Raw genomic sequence first — 21,067 nt, 5'->3', positions numbered from 1 at the left:
ACGGCGCCCCACCCCGCTCGCCTCCCGGCGAGTCGCCCTCCCCACAAGGGGGAGGGAAAGCTCAGTTCACCACCACTTGCTGGGCTTGGCCTTGAAGTCGGCGGCCTTCTCGATGGCCGAGCCCAGCGAGAACAGCGTGCCCTCGTCGAGATTGCGGCCGATGAGCTGGAGGCCCAGCGGCAGGCCATTGGCGTCGACGCCCGCCGGAACGCTCATCCCCGGCAAGCCGGCCAGGTTCACCGTCACGGTGAAGATGTCGTTCAGATACATGGCCACCGGATCGTCCGACTTCTGCCCCAGGGCGAAGGCGGCCGACGGCGCGGTCGGGGTCAAAAGGGCGTCCACCTTCTCCCAGGCCTGGTCGAAGTCGTCGGCGATGCGCCGGCGGACTTTCAGCGCCTTCAGGTAGTAGGCGTCGTAGTAGCCGGCCGACAGGACATAGGTGCCGATCAGGATGCGGCGCTTCACCTCGGCGCCGAAGCCCTCGGCGCGGGTGTTCTCGTAGGTCTCGGTGAGGTTGCCGCCCTCGGCGCGCAGGCCGTAGCGCATGCCGTCGTAGCGGGCGAGGTTAGAGGACGCCTCGGCCGGCGCGATGATGTAGTAGGCCGGCAGCGCGTACCTGGTGTGCGGCAGGCTGACCTCGACGATCTCGCAGCCGGCCTCCTTAAGCCAGGCGATCCCCTGCTCCCACAGCTTCTCGATCTCGGGCGGCATGCCGTCGACGCGGTACTCCTTCGGGATGCCGACGCGCAGGCCCTTGACCGACTTGCCGCAGAAGGACGCGAAATCCGGCGTCTCGACCGGCAGGCTGGTGGAGTCCTTCGGGTCGTGGCCGGCCATGGAGTGCAGCAGGATCGCCGCGTCCTCGACCGTGCGGGCCATCGGACCGGCCTGGTCCAGGGACGAGGCGAAGGCGACGACGCCCCAGCGCGAGCAGCGGCCGTAGGTCGGCTTGATGCCCACGGTGCCCGTGAAGGCCGCCGGCTGGCGGATGGACCCCCCGGTATCGGTGGCCGTGGCGCCCAGGCAGAGCTCGGCGGCGACCGCAGCGGCCGATCCGCCCGACGAGCCGCCGGGGGTCAGTTTGGCGTTGCCGCCTTCCGCCCGCCAGGGGTTGACCACCGGCCCCCAGGCCGAGGTCTCGTTGGACGAGCCCATGGCGAACTCGTCCATGTTGAGCTTGCCCAGCATGACCGCCCCGTCGCGCCACAGGTTGGCGGTGACGGTGCTCTCGTAGGTCGGCTTGAAGCCCTTGAGGATCTTGGAAGCCGCCGTGGACTCCACGCCCTCGGTGCAGAAGAGGTCCTTGATGCCCAGCGGCGCGCCATCCAGGCGGCCGGCCTCGCCGCGCGCCCGACGCTCGTCCGAGGCCTTGGCCATGTCGAGCGCGCGGTCCGGCGTCTCCACGACGAAGGCGTTCAGCGCGCGGGCGGCCTCGACGGCCTCGATGTGGGCGCGGGTCAGTTCGACCGAGGAGAAGGACTTCGACGAGAGGCCGTCCAGCGCGGCCTTGAGCGTCAGCGAGGTCAGCTCGGCCATTACTCGACCACCTTGGGCACGACGAAGAAGTTCTTGGCGGACTTGGGCGCGTTGGCGAGCACCTTGGCGGGATCGCCGCCGTCGGTGACCACGTCCTCGCGCATCGGAAGGGTCGTTTCCACCGACGTGGTCATGGGCTCCACGCCGTCGGTGTCCACCTCGGCCAGCTGCTCGATCCAGTTCAGGATGCCCGAGAGCTCCTTCGCAAGCGGCTCCAACCTGTCTTCCGGCTCGGCGATCCGCGCGAGCCTCGCGACCTTGCGCACGGTCGCGGCGTCGATGGCCATGACCATCCCTCCTTGAGTACGAGCGCGTGGGTTAGCCGTGCGGCGCAGCATTTTGCAAGCTAAGAGGGGCCGATGGCCGTCATCGATCTCCTCGAATTGCCCAAAGCCGCGCCGCCGAACACGCCCCTGGTGGGCCTGGACCTGGGCGAGAAGACCATCGGCGTGGCCGTCTCGGACGCCACGCGCATGGTGGCGAGCCCGCTGGAGCTGATCCGCAAGAGCAAGTTCACCGACGACGCGAACGCCCTCTTCAGGCTGATGGATAGCCGGCGGGCCTCGGGGATCGTCATCGGCCTGCCGGTGAACATGGACGGGACCGAGGGGACGCGCTGCCAATCCAACCGCGCCTTCGCCCGCAACCTGCTGCGCCTCAAGCCCGACCTGCCGATCGTCTTCTGGGATGAGCGGATGTCGACCATGGCCGTGAACCGGATGCTGGTGAACGAGGCCGACATGACCCGCGCCCGCCGCGCCGAGGTGGTCGACAAGATGGCCGCCGCCTGGATCCTCCAGGGCGCCCTGGACCGGCTCCGAAACCTCTGACGCCGCTTGGCTTCCGGCCCGGCGCGGCCTATGACGCCGCTTTGATGAGCGGCGCACCCACCGGCCTGAACGAGGTCCTGCAGCGGACCTTCTCCTTCCCCAAGCGCCATTTCCTTTCCGCGACGGACCTGAATGAGGTCGAGGTGAGCAACCTGCTCGACCTCGCCGACGGCTTCGTCAGCCTGAACCGCCAGACCTCGAAGAAGCTCGACCTGCTGAAGGGTCGGACGCTGATGAACCTGTTCTTCGAGAACTCCACCCGGACCCAGAGCTCGTTCGAGCTGGCCGGCAAGCGGCTGGGCGCCGACGTGGTCAACATGAGCCCCCGCTCCTCCTCGATCTCCAAGGGCGAGACCCTGATCGACACGGCGGTGACGCTGAACGCCATGCAGCCGGACCTGCTGGTGATCCGTCATTCGTCGTCGGGCGCGGCCTCCCTGCTCTCCCAGAAGGTGGGCTGCTCGGTGATCAACGCCGGCGACGGCCAGCACGAGCACCCGACCCAGGCCCTGCTGGACGCGCTCTCCATGCGCCGGGCGTTCGGCAGGATCGCGGGGCTGAAGGTGGCGATCTGCGGCGACGTGCTGCACAGCCGGGTCGCCCGCTCCAACATCGCCCTGCTGCAGATGCTGGGCGCCCACGTGCGCCTCGTGGGGCCGCCGACCCTGATCCCGCCCGCCGCCGACCGCTGGAACGTCGAGGTGTTCCACGACATGCGCAGGGGCATCGCCGGCTGCGACGTGGTGATGATGCTGCGCCTGCAACTCGAGCGCATGGACGGCGTCATGGCCCCCTCGCAGCGGGAGTATTTCCGCTTTTACGGCCTGGATCGCGAGAAGCTGGCCCACGCCGCCCCGCACGTGCGCGTCATGCATCCCGGTCCCATGAACCGCGGCGTCGAGATCGACTCCGAGGTGGCCGACGACCTGTCGGTCAGCCTGATCCAGGACCAGGTCGAGATGGGCGTGGCCGCCCGCATGGCCGTGCTGACCTCGCTGGCCGCGCGCCTGGACAACGACCGATGACCGCCGGCCGCCCCATCGCCTTCACGAACGTCCGCCTGCTGGACCCCGCGTCCGGCTATGACGGCCCGGGCGCCGTGGTCGTCACCGAGGGCGTGATCGCCGACATGGCCAAGGGCCAGGACCTGGGCGCCCTGTCCAAGGACGTCGAGGTGGTGGACGGCGCAGGCAAGCTCTTGCTGCCCGGCCTGATCGACATCCGGGTCAAGACCGGCGAGCCGGGCGCCGAGACCAAGGAGACGCTGAAGTCCGCCGGCCGGGCCGCCGCGGCGGGCGGGGTCACCACCATCGTCGTCCAGCCGGACACCCATCCGGTCGTGGACGAGCCCTCGGTGGTGGACTTCATCCTGCGCCGGGCCCGGGACATCGAGCTGGTCAACGTCTATCCGGCGGGCGCCGCGACCAAGGGCGCCCAGGGCGAGCGGATGGCCGAGATCGGCCTGATGCACGAGGCCGGCTGCCTGTACGTGACCGACGCCGACCGGCCGATCGTCAACTCCAAGGTCTTCCAGCGGGTGCTGGCCTACGCCAAGGCCTTCGACACCCCGGTGGCCCACCGCCCGGCCGATCCCTGGCTGTCGCCGGGCGCGGCCGCCACCTCGGGGGAGTTCGCCGCCCGCATGGGCCTGCCCAGCGTCCCGGCCATCGCCGAGAAGATCATGCTGGAGCGCGACCTCGCCCTGGCCGAAGTCACGGGCGCGAAGCTGATCGTCGACCAGCTCACCACCGGCGCGGCGCTGGAGAGCTTCGAGCGGGCGGTGAAGCGGGGGGTGAACGCCACGGCCACCACCTCGATCAACCACCTGTCGTTCAACGAGATCGACATCGGCGACTACCGCACCTTCTGCAAGCTGGACCCGCCCCTGCGGAGCGAGGACGACCGCCAGGCGGTGATCGACGCCGTGGCCTCCGGGCTCATCAAGGTGATCGTCTCGGCCCACGCGCCGGCGCCCGCCGAGGACAAGCGCCTGCCCTACGACGAGGCCGCGCCCGGCGCCGTGGGACTGGAGACCCTGCTGTCGGCCCTGCTCGCCTTCCACCACGAGGGCCGCATCCCGCTGATGGACCTGATCCGCACCGTCACCAGCGCGCCGGCCGAACTCTTGGGCTTGCCCAGTGGCCGGATCGCCAAGGGCGCACCGGCCGACCTCGTGCTCGTGGACCCGAACGCCCCGGTGGTGATCGACGCCGACAAGCTGACGTCCAAGTCCAAGAACTCGCCCTTCGACGGCCGGCGCCTGCAGGGCAAGGTGCTGCGCACGGTGGTGGACGGGCGGACGGTGTTTGGGGGTTAGTCCCACCGCCTTGTTCTCTTTTTGTTCTTGCCCTTGGAGAGCAGCGCTGCTAGTCTGCGTGCTTGGCTCAGGGGGTGAAGATGGCTGGAATGCCTCGGGGTGAAGCGCGGACGGTTCCTGATCCGGACGGCGACCTTTACGATGAGATGTGCCTTGGGCAGCGAGCCTTCAACGATGCTCGGGAGGCGGAACTGTGCCGCCGCTCAACCGCGAGGAAGATCAAGGAGACGGCAGAAACGACAGGAAAGGTCCAGAAGGCTGCGGAGTTGGGCTCCGCGATGTTCGCCGTCCTGTCGGGCGCCGACGACGATCTGAAGGCGGCGGAGGCAATCAGAAAATTCGGGGGCAAGCTTGGCCCGGCCCTCTCGCTGACGGCGGCGACAGCGGGCTATCGTGCGGATCGCCAACGCGGCGTCCCCAAGGACGAGGCGCTTATTCGCAATGGTGGGGGGTTCGTGCTCGGTCAGACACTCGGAAAGCTGGGCGCCGTCAGTTTTGGCGCGGCCGCCCTACCCTTTGCTCGAAGGAATCCGGCGATTGTTCCCGCTGCGGCAGGTGTAGGCGAGTATGTTGGCGGTTGGGATGGCGAAAACATCGCGAAGGACCTCGCGGCTGGCTGGAGCGGCCTGAAATCGACCGCCCGCGACGTCGGCGGGACGACGCTTCGCGGCGTCGCCGCGATGAATGAGCCGGCGCCCCATGTCGGTCGCGGCCGACTGGGAGCGGACCCGCATGGCCGTTGGTGAGCGCGTCGTGATCGGCCGGGTGGCTCCGGTGACCACTTGGCTGATCCTTCTGAGCTCCATAGCCCTCGTCGCGCTGCTGCTCTGGATGGCGCTGGTGCGAGGCTACTATCACCCTCGCTATGAGGGGCGGCAACTCGGCGTCCTTTACTTCCTGCCGGTCCTGATCCCCCTGGGCGGCGTTATTGGATTCTTCGGCCACCGGATTTTCGCGCTGCTCTTCCGGCGGGGCGCGGCGCTCTACATCGACGGGGGCGTTCTGCTTAACCCTCCGAGGACGTCTAAAGGCGTCCCGCTCGAAGACATCTCGCGCATCACGGTGGACCCCGACCAGATCTTCGTCGGGATCGCCGCGAGCTTCGCGATCGTCACGCGGCAGGGCCAGGAGTTTTCGTTCGCAGCTCTCTTCTATCGGGAAACGGCCGAAGCCATGGCGATCGCCCTGAAGGAGGAGCTCAAACGCCGCGGGCTGCAAGTCGGCCCGATTGTACATGAGTGGGATACTGGCCCGACGCCGCAAAGCGGCTAGTTCCCCGTCGGCACGACGCTCGCGGTCTCGACCATCAGCACGACGGTGCGGCCCCGGGCGTGGGGGAAGTGCATGACGCCCTTGGGCACGGTCAGCCCCTGCCCCGGCTCCAGCACCACCGTGCGGCCGTCCTCCAGGTCGATGTCGAGCCGGCCCTCGACCACGTAGAAGAACTCGTCCTCGTTCTCGTGTTTGTGCCAGTGGAAGTCGCCGTCCAGCACGCCCGGCGCACCACGGACCCGTTCACCTGGGTCAGCGTGCGGTTCCACCAGGGCTGGGTCGCCGCCGCCAGCGCCGCCACGTCGATGTGCCGGCCCTGTTCGAACATGACCTCCGTCTGGATGTCGTAGGCCTTGGCGTCCATGGCGGCTCCTTTAGGTTGAGCTTCACAGCTTGGGTGCGGCGGGGGCGAGCGCAAGGGCCGGTCGACCGGCGGCGGCCTCAGCGCGCCTGTTCTCTTTTTGTTCTTGATTATCCGGCCGGATGCCGCTAAGATTGCAATTTGGCGGCGGATCGCGTGCGGCGATCCTGAGGCGGGGGAGAAGCATGGCTGGAAGTTCGAGAACCCAACCGCAGACGGTCCCGGACCCGGACGGCGAGGCTTACGACAGGATGTGCCGCAGGCAGCGGGCCTACAACGAGACCCAGGAGGCCTGCGTCGCGCGGAGGCGTGCAGAAACGCTGGACACCGCCGACAAGGTCAATTCCGTGGCGGGCGCCGTTCCTGCCATCACGCACGATCTGGGAGAGGCCCGCGCGGCCAATGCGGCTCGCAAGGTGACGGGTGTAATAGGAAATGTGACGGCTCCGATCGTCGGGGCAGCCGGCTATGACGCGGATCGCAAGGCGGGGATTCCGGTCGATGAGGCGGCCATTCGAAATTACGGCCCCTGGGCCGCCGAAGCGGTGGTCGGGCTTCTCACCAAGGGTCGGTCGCTTCCGGCGGCCGGAGCCGCCGAACTCGGCGTCTCGGCCCTTTCCTCCCCCGTCTTCGACCGCCTGGCGAACGGTTGGCGGGGACTCAAGGATCACGTCAGGGATGATCCCTATTGGCGAGACCGGGCGATGCGGGCGACCGATCCGTTCTACTTGATGAGAGCCCTGGGTCAGCGCCGATGACAACGCCTCCCGGCGCGATCGTGATTGGCGAGCTGTCCCGCGCCAACATCGTGGCGATGGCCATCTTCACGACGCTGATCGCCGTCGGCGGCGGCGCAGTCATTCTGGAGCCTATTTGGACCTCGAATCCGCATCCGGAACCGGGCGCTCTCTTCACGGCCCTGGCGGCGCTGATCTTTTTCGGCTGGATGTGGCTCGCAGCCCTGAACATGGCGCGCAAGGCCATCGCCAACGACGGCGTGGGCCTTTATGTCCAGGAGGGCGTTCTGCACGACGTGCTGACCGGCCGGACTGTCAGGTTGGACAGCATACGGGCCGCCTACCGGGAAGCGCCGCGGGGAGTCTTCAAGACGAGCCTCGCCTTGGAGACCGAGCTCGGCCGGCCGGAAAACCGCGCGTATTCTCCCTATGGGGGATATCACCAATTGAGCGCGGGACCTTTCGTGTACCGGACGCCGATCTCCGTCATGCTGGAGCGTCTCGAGGCCTGCGGCGTGAAAGTGAAGGGCTCGAAGACGGACCTCATCGGAGCATGACGCACGCGCGGCGCGCGGCTAGGACTGGAGTCGCAATGCGGGGGAGCGCGCCATGTCGGACATCATGATGCTGCTGGGGGCCGTGGCCCTCGGCGGGTACCTTCTGGGATCGATCCCGTTCGGGGTCATCGCCGCCAGGCTGGGCGGCGCGGGCGACCTGCGGTCCATCGGCTCGGGCAACATCGGGGCGACCAACGTCCTGCGCACAGGCCGCAAGGACCTGGCCCTGATCACCCTGCTGGGCGACGGCGGCAAGGGCGCCGTGGCGGTGCTCGTCGCCTACCTGATCGCCAGGAACGCCGGGACGGGACAGCAGGCCCTGCTGACCGCCGTGGCCGGCACCTGCGCCTTCCTGGGCCACCTGTTCCCGGTGTGGCTGGGCTTCAAGGGCGGCAAGGGCGTGGCGACGTTCTTCGGCGCCCTGCTGGCGGCGGCCTGGCCGGTGGGCGTGCTAGCCGGGGCGACCTGGCTGGTCGTGGCCTTCCTGTTCCGGATGTCGTCGCTGGCGGCCCTGGTGGCGGCGGCCCTGGCCCCCGTCTACGCCCTGCTGGTCGGCCGGCCCGAGCCCATCGCCGTCATGGCCCTCTTCATGGCCGTGCTGATCTACGTCCGCCACGCGGCCAATATCCGCCGCCTGCTGAAGGGCGAGGAGCCGCGCATCGGCGGGGGCAAGAAGACCGCCGAATGAAGGATTGGGCTTGATCCGCACGCTCACCGACGCCCAGCGGCGCGACTGGCTGCGGCTGGCCCGCACCGAGAACGTCGGGCCGGTCACCTTCGCCCAGTTGATCGGCCGCTTCGGCGAGCCGGCGCTGGCGCTGGCCGCCCTGCCCGACCTCGCCCGGCGCGGCGGGCGGATGAGCGGGCTGAGGATCGCGAGCGAAGCGGAAGCCGAGCGTGAGTTCGCCGCCGGCGCGGCCCTGGGCGCGCGCCTGATCGCCGCGTGCGAACCGGACTTCCCTCGGGCGCTGGCCGCCCTCGACCCGCCCCCGCCGCTGATCTGGACGCGCGGGAACCCCGCCCTGCTGGACCGTACCTGCGTCGCGGTGGTCGGCGCGCGGGTGGCCTCCGCGGGCGGGCAGCGCTTCGCGCGGGGCCTGGCCGCCGACCTGGGTCGGACCGGCCACGTGGTCGTCTCGGGGATGGCGCGGGGCATCGACGGCGCGGCGCACGAGGGCGCCCTGCCGACCGGCACGGCCGCCGTCCTGGGCGGCGGGATCGACGACGTCTATCCGCCCGAGCACCGGGATCTCTACGACCGCATCGCGGCCGAGGGCTGCGTGGTCTCGGAAAGCGAGCCCGGCCGCGCGGCCGTCGCCCGCGACTTCCCCCGCCGCAACCGGATCATCGCCGGCCTGTCCCGCGCCGTGGTGGTGGTGGAGGCCGAGCTCCGGTCGGGCTCGCTGATCACTGCCCGCCTGGCCGCTGAGCAGGGCCGCGAGGTGCTGGCCGTCCCGGGTTCGCCGCTCGATCCCCGCGCCCGGGGGACCAACGACCTGATCCGCCAGGGAGCCGCCCTGTGCGAGGGTGTCGACGACGTGCTGCGCGCCCTGGAGGGCCTGCGCGGCTTCGAGGCGCCCGAGCCGCCCGCCTTCCAGCCCGCGCCGGAACCGGAACCGGACGACAAGCTCAGGAAGCGGGTGGCGGAACTCCTCTCTCCGACCCCCGTCTCGCGCGACGAACTGGTGCGGGCCACGGGCGCGCCGGCTCCCGCCGTCTTCGCCGCCCTGGTCGAACTGGCGCTGGCCGGCCGGGCCGAACTGCTGCCCGGCGGAATGATCAGTCAGGCGTGAGCCCCTTTAGGGGCTCGCCGAAAGTCGCTTTCGCGGGCCGTTGACAGGGGCTAGAGGCCGCCCCCACCTTCCGCGCCTCTTTGGGGACCAGACCGCCTAAATGAACGTCGTCATCGTCGAGAGCCCGGCCAAGGCCAAGACCATCAACAAGTACCTGGGCTCCGACTACAAGGTGCTCGCCTCGTACGGCCACGTCCGCGACCTGCCCGCGAAGGACGGCTCGGTGCGCCCGGACGAGGACTTCGCCATGTCGTGGGACGTGGACGCCAAGGCCGCCAAGCGCCTGTCCGAGATCGCCGAGGCCGCCAAGGGCGCCGACCGCGTGATCCTGGCCACCGACCCAGACCGCGAGGGCGAGGCCATCAGCTGGCACGTGTTGGAGGTCCTGCGGAAGAAGCGGGCGCTCAAGGACGCCAAGGTCCAGCGGGTGGTGTTCAACGCCATCACCAAGGCGGCCGTGACCGAGGCCATGGCCAATCCGCGCGACCTCGACATGGAGCTGGTCGAGGCCTACCTGGCCCGCCGCGCGCTCGACTACCTGGTGGGCTTCACGCTCTCGCCAGTGCTGTGGCGCAAGCTGCCGGGCGCCAAGTCGGCCGGGCGCGTGCAGTCGGTGGCGCTGCGCCTGATCGTCGACCGCGAGCTCGAGATCGAACGCTTCAGGACCCAGGAATACTGGACCGTCGAGGCCGAGGTGGCGGCCGGCGGCGATCCCTTCACCGCACGCCTCGTGAAGCACGAGGGCAAGCGGCTCTCGAAGTTCGACCTCGCCAACGAGACGAGCGCCTTCGCAGCCCGCGACGCGGTGAAGGCGGCGTCCTTCAGGATCTCGGCCGTCGAGCGCAAGCCGGGCCGGCGCTCCCCGCCCCCGCCCTTCACCACCTCGACCCTGCAGCAGGAGGCCGCCCGCAAGCTCGGATTCTCGGCCCAGCGGACCATGCAGGCGGCCCAGAAGCTCTATGAAGGCGTCGACATCGGCGGCGAGACGGTGGGCCTCATCACCTACATGCGGACCGACGGCGTGCAGACCGCGCCGGAGGCGCTGGACGAGGCGCGCACGGTGATCGGCGGTCTGTATGGCAAGGAGTACGTGCCCGAGAAGCCGCGCTTCTATTCGACCAAGGCCAAAAACGCCCAGGAGGCGCACGAGGCGATCCGCCCGACGAGCCTGGCGCGCAATCCCGGCAAGCTGCGGCTCGAAGGCGACCTCGGGCGGCTCTACGAGCTGGTCTGGAAGCGGATGATCGCCTCGCAGATGGAAAGCGCCCGCATCGAGCGCACGACCATCGACCTGGACAGCGCCGATGGCCGCACCGGCCTGCGCGCCACCGGCCAGGTGGTGACCTTCCCCGGCTACCTCGCCGTCTACGAGGAGGGCCAGGACGACCCCGAGGATGAGGAAGGCGGCCGCCTGCCCCAGGTGGCGGAAGGCGCCCAGGCGACTGTCCGCTCCGCCAAGGCCGACCAGCACTTCACCGAGCCGCCGCCGCGCTATTCCGAAGCGAGCCTCGTGAAGAAGATGGAGGAGCTCGGCATCGGCCGGCCCTCGACCTACGCCTCGATCCTGGAGCGGCTGCGCGACCGGGCTTACGTGCGGATGGAGAAGCAGCGGTTCGTGCCCGAGGACCAGGGCCGGATCGTCACCATCTTCCTGGAGGAGTTCTTCAAGAAGTACGTCGAGTACGACTTCACCGCCGACCTGGAGGACCAGCTCGACCAGGTTTCGGCCGGCGACCTCGACTGGAAAGTGCTGCTCAAGAACTTCTGGGCCGACTTCAACGCCAAGGTCGGCGAGCTGGGCCAGATCGGCACCCGCGAGGTGATCGACGCCCTCGACGAGAGCCTGGCCTCGACCCTGTTCCCGCCGAACGCCGACGGCTCGGACCCGCGGACCTGCCCGCGCTGCGGCAGCGGCCGGCTCAGCCTGAAGCCCAGCCGCACCGGCGCGTTCATCGGCTGCTCGAACTATCCGGAATGCCGCTTCACCCGACCGTTCGGCCCGCCCGACGCGGAAGGCGCCGAGGGCAACGGCGACCGCGACCTGGGGACCGACCCGGCCACCGGCGAGACGGTCTGGCTAAAGTCGGGCCGCTTCGGCCCCTACGTCCAGCTCGGCGAAGGCGAGAAGCCCAAGCGGTCGAGCCTGCCCAAGGGCTGGAGCGCGGCGGACATGGACCGCGAAAAGGCCCTGCGCCTGCTGCGCCTGCCCCGCGAGGTGGGCCCGCACCCCGAGGACGGCCAGCCGATCCTGGCCGGCATCGGCCGCTACGGCCCCTTCGTCCAGCACAACGGCACCTACGCCAACCTGCCGAGCGTGGACGAGGTGTTCGAGGTGGGCGTGAACCGCGCCGTGGACCTGATCGCCACCAAGCGGGCCGGCGCCAAGCGCGGCGCCGACGCCGAGGCGCTGAAGGACCTGGGCGCCCACCCGGCCGACGGGCAACCGGTCCGCGTCCTGGCCGGCCGCTACGGGCCTTACGTGAAGCACGGCTCCACCAACGCCACGATCCCCAAGAACGCCGATCCCAGGGCGCTCACCATGGACGAGGCGGTGAAGCTGCTGGCCGAGCGTGAGGCCAAGGGCGGCGGCAAGAAGAAGCCCGCGCGGGGCGCAAAGGCCTCGCCCAAGGCCAAGAAGGCCTCGGCGAAGAAGGCCTCGGCGAAGAAGGCCAAAGCCGAGGACTGACACGGAGTAAGGCCCGGGCGGTGGCGTTGTGCTAAGCACCAGCGATGGCCCGTCCCCGCACGCCCAAGCCGACCCGAGTCCCGCCGAAGCTCCCCCAAAAGGCTTCTCTGGGCCTTCCCGACCGGGAGACCCTGCTGAAGTTCATCCGCGAGAGCGGCGAGACGGACAAGGCCGCCATCGCCCGCGCCTTCCGCCTTAAGGGCGCCGACCGCCGCGCCCTGCGCGTGATGCTGAACGAGATGCAGGACGCAGGCACGCTATCCCGCCGCAGCCGGCGCGGCTTCGCCGAGACCGGCGCCTTGCCCGAGGTGGGCGTGGTGGACGTGGTCGAGCGCGATCCCGACGGCGACCTGCTGGTCAGGCTGACCAAGGGCGAGGACGCGCCGCTGGTGGCCCTGGCGCCCGGCGGCGACGTGGTCGGACACGCCCCCGGTCTGGGCGACCGGCTGCTGGTGCGGTTCGTCAGGCTGGAGAACGGCGAGTTCGAGGCCCGGCTCATCAAGCGCCTGGGCCAGAGCGCCCATCGGGTGCTGGGGGTGGTCCGCAAGGCGCGCCGCGAGGTCCGCGTGGAGCCCGTCGACCGCCGCTCCAAGGACACCCTGGTGCTGGACGATCCCGGCGACCTGCGGGACGGCGACCTGGTGGTGGCCCAGGTGAGCGGCGCCGCCGGCCGCTATGGGCCGCACCGGGGCAAGGTGCTGGAGGTGGTGGGCCGCGAGGACGAGCCGCGCGCCGCCTCGCTGATCGCCATCCACGCCCACGGCATCCCCACCGGCTTCTCCCAGGCCGCCGAGGCCGAGGCGGAAGCGGCCGAACCGCCGACGCTGTCGGGCCGCGAGAACCTGCGCGAGGTCCCGCTGATCACCATCGACCCGGCCGACGCCCGCGACCACGACGACGCGGTCTACGCCCATCCGGACGAGGACCCGAGGAATCCCGGCGGCTGGGTGGTCTGGGTGGCCATCGCCGACGTCGCCGCCTACGTCCGCCCCGGATCGGCCCTGGACAAGGAGGCGCGCGAGAAGGGCAACAGCGTGTATTTCCCCGACCGGGTGGAGCCGATGCTCCCCGAGCGGCTGTCGAACGGGCTTTGCTCGCTGCGCGAGGGCGAGAACCGCGCCTGCCTCGCCGTGCGGATGGTGTTCGGCGCCGACGGGCGCAAGCGGTCGCACCGCTTCGTGCGGGGCCTGATGCGTTCGGCCGCCAAGCTGGCCTACGAACAGGCCCAGGCCGCCATCGACGGCAAGCTCGACGACAAGACCGGCCCCCTGCTGGAGACGGTCCTGAAGCCGCTGTGGGCCGCCTACGCCTGCCTCAAGAAGGGCCGCGACGCCCGCTCCCCGCTCGCCATCGAGAGCCTGGAGCGGAAGATCCACATCGACGAGATGGGCCGGGTGGCCTCGATCCTGCCGCGCGAGGCGCTGGAGGCGCACCGGCTGATCGAGGAGTTCATGATCCAGGCGAACGTCTGCGCCGCCGAGACCCTGGAGCAGAAGAAGACGCCGCTGATCTACCGGGTCCACGACGCCCCCAGCCAGGAGAAGATCTTCGCCCTGGTGGACTTCCTGGCGACCCTGGGCATGCCCTGGACCAAGGGCGAGGCGCCGCGCACCGAGCGTTTCAACCGCCTGCTGGAGGAGACCCGCGACGGGCCCAACGCCGAGATCGTCAACGAGGTGGTCCTGCGCACCCAGATGCAGGCCCACTACAACACCGAGAACATCGGCCACTACGGGCTGAACCTGGCCAAGTACGCCCACTTCACCTCGCCGATCCGCCGCTACGCCGACCTGATCGTCCACCGGGCGCTGATCACGGCCCTCGGCCTGGGCAAGGACGGCCTCTCCGAGCGCGACATCGCGCAGATGAAGGGCACGGCCGAGCAGATCACCTTCGCCGAGCGGCGGGCCATGGCCGCCGAGCGCGACGCCACCGACCGCTACGTCGCCGCCTTCCTGTCGGACCAGGTCGGCGCGGAGTTCGCGGGCAAGATCACCGGCGTCACCCGCTTCGGCCTGTTCGTGCGCCTGGCCGAGACGGGCGCGGACGGCCTCGTCCCCGTCTCCAGCCTGGGCGGGGAATATTTCATCCACGACGACCGGGCGCACGCCCTGGTGGGCGAGCGCACGGGCGCGCGCTGGCCGCTGGGGATGAGCGTCCAGGTGCGGCTGCGCGAGGCCACGCCGATCACCGGCGGCCTCCTGTTCGACATGCTGAGCGAGCCCGCCCCGCCCGACCGCACGGCGCCGCGGCCTCGCCTGGGCGTTCGGGCCCGCGGCGACCGCAGGCCCGGCGGCGGCTTCAAGGGCCCGCCCCGGGGGAAGCTGCACGGCGGCGGCGCGGGCCGCACGCCGAAGAGCAGGGGCAAGAAGACCCGCCCCAAACGTTGAGGGGGGTCGTTGACGGTGGAAGCTTGACGCTGGGACAGCCTTCCCTCGCCGGCCGTCGGGCTCATACAGTTGTTCGATGTCCGACGCCCCGATACTGCCCCTGAAACCCGAAGGCCCGCCCCGCGTCACGGGCCAGAAGGCCGTGCGCCCGAAGAGCGCCGCCACGGTGATGATCGTCCGCCGGGACGGCCCCAAGCCCCGCGTGCTGATGGGCAAGCGCCATGGCGGCCACAGTTTCATGCCCGACCGCTGGGTGTTCCCGGGCGGCCGGATCGACCGCTCGGACTACCGCGCCCCCTTCGCCACCGACCTGCGGCCCGAGGTGGCGGGCCTGTTCGACGCCTATCTGAAGCCCGGCAAGGGCCGCGCGCTCGCCCTGGCCGCCGTGCGGGAGACCTGGGAGGAGACCGGCCTGCTGCTGGCGCGGCCCTCGCCGGGGCGTCCCGGCGCCGGCCCATGGCGCGAGTTCGTGGCCCAGGGGGCGCTGGCCGACCTGGACGCCCTGGACGTCATCGCCCGCGCCATCACCCCGCCCATGGTGGCCAAGCGCTTCGACACCTGGTTCCTGCTTGCCGACGCCGAACGGCTGATGAGCCTGGAGCGCCAGTCCGACTGCGGCGAGCTGGAGGAGATCGCCTGGGTCGACTTCGACGAGGCCGCAGACCTGCCGCTGCCGACCGTCACGCGGCTGATGCTCAAGGAAGCCGCGGCCCGCATGGAGGACCCCTCGCGGCCCAAGCCCTTCCTGCGGTACCGTGACCGCGCGGCGGGGCGGCCCGCCTATCTCTGAGGCGCGGCATTGACTTCCGGCCGCGGATTCGTATTTTCCGCGCCTCTTACGAACACCCGCCGGCGGTGCGATCCCGTTTGGCCCCGCGTTTAAGGACCGACCATGGCGAAGCCCGCCTCCATCAAGATCCGCCTGAACTCGACGGCCGACACCGGCTTCTTCTACGTGACCAAGAAGAACGCCCGCACCAAGACCGACAAGATGGTGCTGAAGAAGTACGACCCGATCGTGCGCAAGCACGTCGAGTTCAAGGAAGGCAAGATCAAGTAGGCTGACGAAGCCTCTGATTTTGTTGTGAAGACGCCCGGCCTCACCGCCGGGCGTTTTTCGTTTCCCTCCCTGTCTGGGGAGGGTGGCGAGCGCAGCGAGACGGGTGGGGAATAGTCGATCGGGCTCGGCGGTTGGGAGAGGCCTACCCCACACTGGCCGCTCACGCGGCCTGTCCCTCCCCATCAAGGGAGGGAAATTAGGCCGCCCGGGCGATCACCCGGTTGCGGCCGCTGGACTTGGCCTCATAGACGGCCTCGTCGGCGCGCTTGAGCAGGGCCTGGGCGCTGTCGCCGGGGCCGGCGCTGGCGGCCACGCCGATGGAGATGGTCACCGACAGCAGCTCCTCGCCGCCCTGGACCCGGAACGGCGAGCCCGCCACGTGCAGGCGGATGCGCTCGGCGATGCGGCCGGCGTCGTCCAGCGAGGTGTCGGGCATGACCACCACGAACTCCTCGCCGCCATGGCGCACGGGCAGGTCCACGGCGCGGACGTTGGAGGCCAGGCGCACGGCGAACTCGCGCAGCACCTCGTCGCCCACGTCGTGGCCGAAGCTGTCGTTGATGCGCTTGAAGTGGTCGATGTCGATGACCAGCAGGGCCACCGGGTCGCCGCCGGCCAGGGAGCGCCGCATCAGGGCCTCGAGCTGGCCCTGCATGTAGCGGCGGTTGTGCAGCCCCGTGAGCTGGTCGGTGACGGCCAGCTCCAGCGAGTGGTCGAGGTTGTTACGCAGGTAGTCGGTGTAGCGCTTGCGGCGGATCTGGGTGCGGGCCCGGGCGGCCAGTTCGCCGGGGTCCACGGGCCGGGCCAGGATATCGTTCACCCCGATCTCCAGGGCCTTCACGACGCGGTGGCGCTCGTCGAAATCCACCACCGCCAGCACGGGCAGGCCGCGGGTGGCCTCGTCCGAGCGGATCTGGGCCGCGAGCCTGAGGCCGTCGAAGGCCTTGGCCCCGGCGTTGACGATGACCAGGTCGACCGGGCCCTTGGCGGTCAGCAGCGCCTTCTCCAGGTCTGTCTCGACCACCGGGCGGTGCTCGACGGCCAGCTCGGCGCAGACGCGCTGGGCCTGGCGGGCGTTGTCGTCCACGATGAGGATGCGGCCGCCGCCGCCGCCCAGCCGCGAGGCGGCCCCGGCGATCACGCCCATGCGCCGGCCCGAGGCCTCGCGCTCGCGCAGCTCGTCGATCACCGCCTTCAGCCGGGTGAGGCTGCGCACCCGGGCGAACAGCATGACGTCGTCGATGGGCTTGGTCAGGAAGTCGTCGGCGCCCGCCTCCAGGCCCGCGATGCGGTCGGACCGGCCGTCGAGGGCGGTGACCAGCACGACGGGGACGTGGCGTGTCTCGGCGTCGTCCTTCAGCCGGCGGCAGACCTGGAAGCCGTCCATGCCGGGCATCATCACATCCAGCAGCACGATGTCGGGCCGCTCGGAGGCGGCCATGGCGAGCGCCGTCGGCCCATCGGACGCCGTCAGCACCTCGTAGTACTCGGCCGAAAGCTTGGCTTCGAGCAGGCGGACGTTCGCCTCGATGTCGTCCACCACGAGGATGCGGGCGGACACGGCGCTAGTCCAGCAGGCGGCGGATGGTGTCGAGGAAGTGCGAGACCGAGATGGGCTTGGAGATATAGGCCTCGCAGCCGCCTTCGCGGATGCGCTCCTCGTCGCCCTTCATGGCGAAGGCCGTCACGGCCACGACGGGGATGTGGGCCAGCTCCTCGTCCTCCTTCAGCCACTTGGTGACCTCGAGGCCCGAGATCTCGGGGAGCTGGATGTCCATGAGGATCAGGTCAGGGCGATGCTCGCGGGCGAGCGACAGCGCCGCGAGGCCCTCGCGGGTCTCGAAGATTTCGTAGCCCTGGGCATCGAGCAGATCATGAAAAAGCTTCATGTTCAGCTCGTTATCCTCGACGATGAGGACCTTCTTGGCCATACGGGACCCGGCGCTCTCCTCGGGTCCGGCGCGAACACTCGAGCCTTCCCCACCTGATCCGCGTTGATCCCACGAGATATCCTTAAACTTCGTTAGCCGCGTTTGGACGCCACCTTGACCGCCCCCCTGACCACCCCCCTGACCAGCCTGGCCGTCGCCGCCCCGTCGCTTGAATCCCTTGGACTTTCCAAGGCGCGCCCCCTGGTGCTCGTGGACGTGGACGAGGTGCTGGGCCTCTTCATGCAGGGCTTCGGGGACTTCCTGGCGAGCCGGGGGCTGGAGTTCCGAATCGACCGCTTCGCCCTCTTCCAGAACATCTACGAGCCGGGCGCCGCCGAGCACCTGGACCTCGCGAAAGGCCAGGCCCTGTTCAACGAGTTCTTCCGCACCCATTGCCACGAGATCGAGCCCGCGCCCGGGGCCATCGCGGGCCTGAACCGGCTGGCGAAGGGCGCCGAGATCCTGATCCTGTCCAACGCGCCGGCCGAGGCCGAGCGCCTGCGGGCCCACTGGCTGGAGCGGCACGGCCTGCCCCATCCCCTGATCCTCAACGTCGGGCCGAAGGGCCCCATCGCCGCAGGCCTGGTCGGTCAGACCCCGCATCCCACGGCCTTCGTGGACGACCTGCTGCCGAACCTCGATTCGGTGGCCGAGCATTCGCCCGCCACGGCGACCTTCCAGCACGTGGCCGACACGCGCCTGCAGCCGCTGGCCCCGCGGTCCGAGCGGCACCCGCGCATCGACGACTGGGCCGAGCTTGCCGAGGCCATCGAGGCCGCCATCCGCCGCTGAGCGTGGTAAGCGGGCGGCCATGTCCGACCCCATCCGAATCTGGCTCGCCGTCGCCTACGCCGCCCCGTTCCGCGTGGGCGGCTGGGCCTTCGTGCGCCGAGACGCCGCCGGCCTGGCGGGCCTGGCCGCGGGCGAGCGCCGCCTATCGGGCGGCCGCGCCCCGCTGCTCGCGCTCGCCGCCGCGCTGAAGGACCTGCCCAAGGGCGCCGAGGTCGAGCTCGTCACCTCCGACGCGGGCGTCGCCGCCGCACCCCGCATCCTGGCGCCCCAGCCGGGCGAGGAGCCCCCGACCGAGGACCTTGACCTGTGGGCCCAGCTCTCCACGGCCCTGAAGGACCGCCGCGTGCGGATCGTACGCGAGGCGCCGCAGCCGGGACGCCCCCTCGCCTTCGCCGCCGCCTGGGCCGAGCAGGCCCGCGAACGCGCGAAGAACGGCCCCTTCGCCTTCGCCATCCCCAAGCCCAACCTCGCCAGGTCCGGCGCCTGAACGAGCGGCGAAGGAACAAATCAGGTATACGCGGGAGCATGATCCGCTTCGGCGTGGATTTCGGCGGGACCAAGATCGAGGCCGCGGCGCTGGACGCCGAGGGCCGGTTCCAGGCGCGTGTGCGCGTCCCCTCGCCGCCGGACTACGACGCGGGCCTTGAGGCCGTGCGCGAGCTCGTCGCCGAGGCCGAGCGACAGGCCGGCGCGACGGCGACCCGGATCGGCGTCGGCGGTCCCGGATCGCCCTCGTCCGCCACGGGGCTGATGCGCAACGCCAACTCCACCCAGCTCAACGGCCGCCCGTTCCCGACCGACCTGGAGCGCGTGCTGGGCCGGTCCGTGCGCTACGCCAACGACGCCAACTGCCTGGCGTTGTCCGAGGCGACGGACGGGGCCGGCGCCGGGTTCGGCGTGGTCTTCGCCGTCATCCTGGGCACGGGCGTCGGCGGCGGGATCGCCGTGGAGGGCCGCCCCGTCCAGGGCCGCAACGCCGTGGCCGGCGAGTGGGGCCACTCGCCCCTGCCCTGGCCCGCCGATGACGAGCGGCCTGGCCCCGAATGCTGGTGCGGCCGGCGCGGCTGCCTGGAACAATGGGTCAGCGGCCCGGCCTTCGCCCGCGACGCCGGCCGCCCCGCCGAACAGGCCGCCGCCGAGGACGGACCGGCGCTGGCCCGCTACATCGACCGCCTGGGACGCGGCCTGGCGGTCATCGTGGACGTGCTCGACCCCGAGGTGATCGTCCTGGGCGGCGGCATGTCGAACGTGGACGCGCTCTACGACCGCCTGCCCGGGGCCATCGCGCCCCATGTCTTCTCCGACGCCTTCGACACGCCGGTCCGCAAGGCCCTGCACGGCGACTCCTCGGGCGTCCGTGGCGCGGCCTGGCTCTGGCCCCTGGAGCCGCCCCGGTGAAGGCGCTGTGCCGGGACTGCTTCTGGACCGGCGAGGCGCCCCTGCGCCGCTGTCCGACCTGCGGCTCGCCCCGAATCGTGGCCCACGAGGAGCTGGACGAGCTTTGCATCGCCCACATGGACTGCGACGCCTTCTACGCCAGCGTCGAGAAGCGCGACCGGCCCGAGCTGCGGGACGTGCCGGTCATCGTCGGCGGCGGTAAACGCGGCGTGGTCACCACCTGCTGCTACATCGCCCGCATCAAGGGCGTCCGCTCGGCCATGCCGATGTTCAAGGCGCTGAGGGCCTGCCCCGAGGCCGTGGTCATCAAGCCGGACTTCACCAAGTACCGCGCCGAGAGCCGGCGCATCCTGGGCATGGCCGCCGAGCTGACGCCGCTCGTCCAGAACCTGTCCCTGGACGAGGCCTGGATGGACCTGTCCGGCACCGAGCGCCTGCACGGCGCGCCGCCGGCGCTCACGCTGGCGAAGCTCCAGGCCCGCATCGAGGCCGAGACGGGGCTGACCGTCTCCATCGGCCTGGCGCCCAACAAGTTCCTGGCCAAGATCGCCTCCGACCTCGACAAGCCCCGCGGCTTCTCGGTGATCGGCGCGAGGTCGGCCCAGGCGTTCCTGGCGGGCAAGCCGGTCGGCATCCTGCCCGGCGTGGGCCCGGCCATGGTCGCTTCGCTGGAAAAGGCGGGCTACCGCACGGTCGGCGACCTGGCCCGCGTGGACCGCAAGGTCCTGGCCGAGCGCTGGGGCGCGCATGGCCTGCGCCTGCACGACCTCGCCCACGGCCGCGACAGCCGGACCGTCAATCCCAACGAGGAGCGCAAGGGCATCAGCGCCGAGACCACCTTCAACGAGGACCTGAGCGCCGTCGCCGACCTGGAGGACCGCCTGGCGCCCCTGTGCGAGAAGGTGGCGCGCCAGGCTCGCGCGGGCGGGGTCGCGGGCCGCGTGGTGACGCTGAAGCTCAGGACCACGGACTTCCGGATCGTGACACGGCGGCGCACGCTGCCCGTGGCCACCCAGACGGCGAAGACCCTGTTCGCGGTCGGGCGCGAGCTGCTGGCGAAAGAAGCCGCCGGCCGTCCCTGGCGCCTCATCGGCATCGGGATCGCCGACCTGGTGGACGCCGAGGCCGCCTCGGCCGACTTCTTCGCGGAGGCCGAACGCAAGGCCCTGGCCGGCGAACGGACCCTCGACGCCATCCGTCAGAAATTCGGCAAGGACGCGGTGACGTCCGGCCGTATGCTCAAATCCAAGGCGCTCAACGAAGAGTGATCGGCGGCGCAACCCGGCGTGGCGGCGCGCCGGCGCGGGTTGACGTTCATCGTGGACCGTGACGATTCGACCCTTCCAAATGCGCCCATCTTCCATATCTAATCCTTGGAGGGCGCGTCGTCGGCTGCGCCAGGAG

At 70.5% G+C, this 21,067-nt stretch carries 22 protein-coding genes; 17 read left to right on the top strand and 5 right to left on the bottom strand.

The annotated features are described in order from the left end of the window. Positions 1-66: 66 nt before the first annotated feature. Positions 67-1,539, bottom strand: a complete 1,473-nt coding sequence (gene gatA / locus ACK4TT_RS02325) for an Asp-tRNA(Asn)/Glu-tRNA(Gln) amidotransferase subunit GatA (RefSeq protein WP_409641030.1) — start codon at positions 1,537-1,539, stop codon at positions 67-69. Continuing rightward, complete coding sequence (gene gatC / locus ACK4TT_RS02320) at positions 1,539-1,826, bottom strand: Asp-tRNA(Asn)/Glu-tRNA(Gln) amidotransferase subunit GatC (RefSeq protein ID WP_409641033.1); 288 nt, start codon at positions 1,824-1,826, stop codon at positions 1,539-1,541. Before gatC ends, gatA begins: the two co-directional genes overlap by 1 nt. Before the next feature lie 72 nt (positions 1,827-1,898). Here gatC and ruvX point away from each other — a divergent pair, with 72 nt between their 5' ends. From ruvX to ACK4TT_RS02295, 5 genes are all read left to right on the top strand, one after another. Next, complete coding sequence (ruvX, locus tag ACK4TT_RS02315) at positions 1,899-2,369, top strand: Holliday junction resolvase RuvX (protein WP_409641036.1); 471 nt, start codon at positions 1,899-1,901, stop codon at positions 2,367-2,369. A gap of 44 nt (positions 2,370-2,413) precedes the next feature. Further along, positions 2,414-3,394, top strand: coding sequence for an aspartate carbamoyltransferase catalytic subunit (locus tag ACK4TT_RS02310; RefSeq protein ID WP_409641039.1), 981 nt, complete (start codon positions 2,414-2,416; stop codon positions 3,392-3,394). Then, the gene (pyrC, locus tag ACK4TT_RS02305; protein ID WP_409641042.1) at positions 3,391-4,686 is read left to right on the top strand and encodes a dihydroorotase; all 1,296 of its coding nucleotides are present in this window, start codon (positions 3,391-3,393) and stop codon (positions 4,684-4,686) included. Before ACK4TT_RS02310 ends, pyrC begins: the two co-directional genes overlap by 4 nt. Before the next feature lie 80 nt (positions 4,687-4,766). After that, positions 4,767-5,432: a hypothetical protein gene (locus tag ACK4TT_RS02300; protein ID WP_409641044.1), complete on the top strand. Its 666-nt coding sequence runs from the start codon at positions 4,767-4,769 to the stop codon at positions 5,430-5,432. Next, the gene (locus ACK4TT_RS02295) at positions 5,386-5,958 is read left to right on the top strand and encodes a hypothetical protein (RefSeq protein ID WP_409641047.1); all 573 of its coding nucleotides are present in this window, start codon (positions 5,386-5,388) and stop codon (positions 5,956-5,958) included. Before ACK4TT_RS02300 ends, ACK4TT_RS02295 begins: the two co-directional genes overlap by 47 nt. Here the strand turns inward: ACK4TT_RS02295 and ACK4TT_RS02290 are convergent. After that, positions 5,955-6,227 carry a cupin domain-containing protein gene (locus ACK4TT_RS02290; RefSeq protein ID WP_409641050.1) on the bottom strand — a complete coding sequence of 91 codons (273 nt, stop codon included), beginning with the start codon at positions 6,225-6,227 and terminating at the stop codon, positions 5,955-5,957. The genes ACK4TT_RS02295 and ACK4TT_RS02290 overlap by 4 nt on opposite strands. A 277-nt stretch (positions 6,228-6,504) precedes the next feature. Here ACK4TT_RS02290 and ACK4TT_RS02285 point away from each other — a divergent pair, with 277 nt between their 5' ends. The 8 genes from ACK4TT_RS02285 (at position 6,505) to rpmG (ending at position 15,542) form a co-directional block, all read left to right on the top strand. Then, the gene (locus ACK4TT_RS02285; RefSeq protein ID WP_410212288.1) at positions 6,505-7,077 is read left to right on the top strand and encodes a hypothetical protein; all 573 of its coding nucleotides are present in this window, start codon (positions 6,505-6,507) and stop codon (positions 7,075-7,077) included. Continuing rightward, the gene (locus ACK4TT_RS02280) at positions 7,074-7,613 is read left to right on the top strand and encodes a hypothetical protein (protein WP_409641056.1); all 540 of its coding nucleotides are present in this window, start codon (positions 7,074-7,076) and stop codon (positions 7,611-7,613) included. Before ACK4TT_RS02285 ends, ACK4TT_RS02280 begins: the two co-directional genes overlap by 4 nt. A 52-nt stretch (positions 7,614-7,665) precedes the next feature. Next, positions 7,666-8,301, top strand: a complete 636-nt coding sequence (gene plsY, locus ACK4TT_RS02275; protein ID WP_409641059.1) for a glycerol-3-phosphate 1-O-acyltransferase PlsY — start codon at positions 7,666-7,668, stop codon at positions 8,299-8,301. Between the two features lie 10 nt (positions 8,302-8,311). After that, on the top strand, positions 8,312-9,406 hold the full coding sequence (dprA, locus tag ACK4TT_RS02270; protein WP_409641062.1) for a DNA-processing protein DprA: 1,095 nt from the start codon (positions 8,312-8,314) through the stop codon (positions 9,404-9,406). Between the two features lie 100 nt (positions 9,407-9,506). Further along, entirely contained in the window at positions 9,507-12,092 is a 2,586-nt protein-coding gene (gene topA, locus ACK4TT_RS02265) for a type I DNA topoisomerase (protein WP_410212287.1), read from the top strand. Positions 12,093-12,136: 44 nt separating this feature from the next. Beyond that, positions 12,137-14,482 carry a ribonuclease R gene (gene rnr, locus ACK4TT_RS02260; protein ID WP_410212286.1) on the top strand — a complete coding sequence of 782 codons (2,346 nt, stop codon included), beginning with the start codon at positions 12,137-12,139 and terminating at the stop codon, positions 14,480-14,482. 76 nt (positions 14,483-14,558) lie between these two features. Next, positions 14,559-15,272, top strand: a complete 714-nt coding sequence (locus tag ACK4TT_RS02255; RefSeq protein WP_409641070.1) for an NUDIX hydrolase — start codon at positions 14,559-14,561, stop codon at positions 15,270-15,272. 102 nt (positions 15,273-15,374) lie between these two features. Then, on the top strand, positions 15,375-15,542 hold the full coding sequence (gene rpmG / locus ACK4TT_RS02250) for a 50S ribosomal protein L33 (RefSeq protein WP_012521869.1): 168 nt from the start codon (positions 15,375-15,377) through the stop codon (positions 15,540-15,542). A gap of 196 nt (positions 15,543-15,738) precedes the next feature. Here the strand turns inward: rpmG and ACK4TT_RS02245 are convergent, their stop codons facing one another. Together ACK4TT_RS02245 and ACK4TT_RS02240 are read right to left on the bottom strand one after the other, a co-directional pair. Beyond that, complete coding sequence (locus tag ACK4TT_RS02245) at positions 15,739-17,103, bottom strand: PleD family two-component system response regulator (protein ID WP_410212285.1); 1,365 nt, start codon at positions 17,101-17,103, stop codon at positions 15,739-15,741. Between the two features lie 4 nt (positions 17,104-17,107). Then, on the bottom strand, positions 17,108-17,473 hold the full coding sequence (locus tag ACK4TT_RS02240; protein ID WP_409641077.1) for a response regulator: 366 nt from the start codon (positions 17,471-17,473) through the stop codon (positions 17,108-17,110). A 114-nt stretch (positions 17,474-17,587) separates the two neighbouring features. Here ACK4TT_RS02240 and ACK4TT_RS02235 point away from each other — a divergent pair, with 114 nt between their 5' ends. Genes ACK4TT_RS02235 through ACK4TT_RS02220 form a run of 4 tightly spaced genes read left to right on the top strand, consistent with a single transcriptional unit; the run spans position 17,588 to position 20,931 of the window. Beyond that, positions 17,588-18,265 (top strand): hypothetical protein, encoded by a 678-nt coding sequence (locus tag ACK4TT_RS02235; protein WP_409641080.1) that lies wholly within the window; start codon positions 17,588-17,590, stop codon positions 18,263-18,265. Positions 18,266-18,284: 19 nt separating this feature from the next. Continuing rightward, on the top strand, positions 18,285-18,752 hold the full coding sequence (locus ACK4TT_RS02230) for a hypothetical protein (RefSeq protein WP_410212284.1): 468 nt from the start codon (positions 18,285-18,287) through the stop codon (positions 18,750-18,752). 38 nt (positions 18,753-18,790) lie between these two features. Further along, complete coding sequence (locus ACK4TT_RS02225) at positions 18,791-19,663, top strand: ROK family protein (protein WP_409641085.1); 873 nt, start codon at positions 18,791-18,793, stop codon at positions 19,661-19,663. Continuing rightward, positions 19,660-20,931: a DNA polymerase IV gene (locus tag ACK4TT_RS02220; RefSeq protein ID WP_410212283.1), complete on the top strand. Its 1,272-nt coding sequence runs from the start codon at positions 19,660-19,662 to the stop codon at positions 20,929-20,931. Before ACK4TT_RS02225 ends, ACK4TT_RS02220 begins: the two co-directional genes overlap by 4 nt. Positions 20,932-21,067: the final 136 nt, after the last annotated feature.

The sequence above is a fragment of the Phenylobacterium sp. genome (assembly GCF_046463815.1).
In the GTDB taxonomy this organism is placed as follows: Bacteria; Pseudomonadota; Alphaproteobacteria; order Caulobacterales; family Caulobacteraceae; genus Phenylobacterium.
This window is presented reverse-complemented; position numbering and strand designations above follow the sequence as displayed.

Excerpts from the sequence above, each read along its gene's own strand:
- gatA (WP_409641030.1), bottom strand. The coding sequence starts at position 1,539 with ATGGCCGAGCTGACCTCGCTGACGCTCAAGGCCGCGCTGGACGGCCTC.
- gatC (WP_409641033.1), bottom strand. The coding sequence starts at position 1,826 with ATGGCCATCGACGCCGCGACCGTGCGCAAGGTCGCGAGGCTCGCGCGG.
- ruvX (WP_409641036.1), top strand. The coding sequence starts at position 1,899 with ATGGCCGTCATCGATCTCCTCGAATTGCCCAAAGCCGCGCCGCCGAAC.
- ACK4TT_RS02310 (WP_409641039.1), top strand. The coding sequence starts at position 2,414 with ATGAGCGGCGCACCCACCGGCCTGAACGAGGTCCTGCAGCGGACCTTC.
- pyrC (WP_409641042.1), top strand. The coding sequence starts at position 3,391 with ATGACCGCCGGCCGCCCCATCGCCTTCACGAACGTCCGCCTGCTGGAC.
- ACK4TT_RS02300 (WP_409641044.1), top strand. The coding sequence starts at position 4,767 with ATGGCTGGAATGCCTCGGGGTGAAGCGCGGACGGTTCCTGATCCGGAC.
- ACK4TT_RS02295 (WP_409641047.1), top strand. The coding sequence starts at position 5,386 with ATGTCGGTCGCGGCCGACTGGGAGCGGACCCGCATGGCCGTTGGTGAG.
- ACK4TT_RS02285 (WP_410212288.1), top strand. The coding sequence starts at position 6,505 with ATGGCTGGAAGTTCGAGAACCCAACCGCAGACGGTCCCGGACCCGGAC.
- ACK4TT_RS02280 (WP_409641056.1), top strand. The coding sequence starts at position 7,074 with ATGACAACGCCTCCCGGCGCGATCGTGATTGGCGAGCTGTCCCGCGCC.
- plsY (WP_409641059.1), top strand. The coding sequence starts at position 7,666 with ATGTCGGACATCATGATGCTGCTGGGGGCCGTGGCCCTCGGCGGGTAC.
- topA (WP_410212287.1), top strand. The coding sequence starts at position 9,507 with ATGAACGTCGTCATCGTCGAGAGCCCGGCCAAGGCCAAGACCATCAAC.
- rnr (WP_410212286.1), top strand. The coding sequence starts at position 12,137 with ATGGCCCGTCCCCGCACGCCCAAGCCGACCCGAGTCCCGCCGAAGCTC.
- ACK4TT_RS02255 (WP_409641070.1), top strand. The coding sequence starts at position 14,559 with ATGTCCGACGCCCCGATACTGCCCCTGAAACCCGAAGGCCCGCCCCGC.
- rpmG (WP_012521869.1), top strand. The coding sequence starts at position 15,375 with ATGGCGAAGCCCGCCTCCATCAAGATCCGCCTGAACTCGACGGCCGAC.
- ACK4TT_RS02240 (WP_409641077.1), bottom strand. The coding sequence starts at position 17,473 with ATGGCCAAGAAGGTCCTCATCGTCGAGGATAACGAGCTGAACATGAAG.
- ACK4TT_RS02230 (WP_410212284.1), top strand. The coding sequence starts at position 18,285 with ATGTCCGACCCCATCCGAATCTGGCTCGCCGTCGCCTACGCCGCCCCG.
- ACK4TT_RS02225 (WP_409641085.1), top strand. The coding sequence starts at position 18,791 with ATGATCCGCTTCGGCGTGGATTTCGGCGGGACCAAGATCGAGGCCGCG.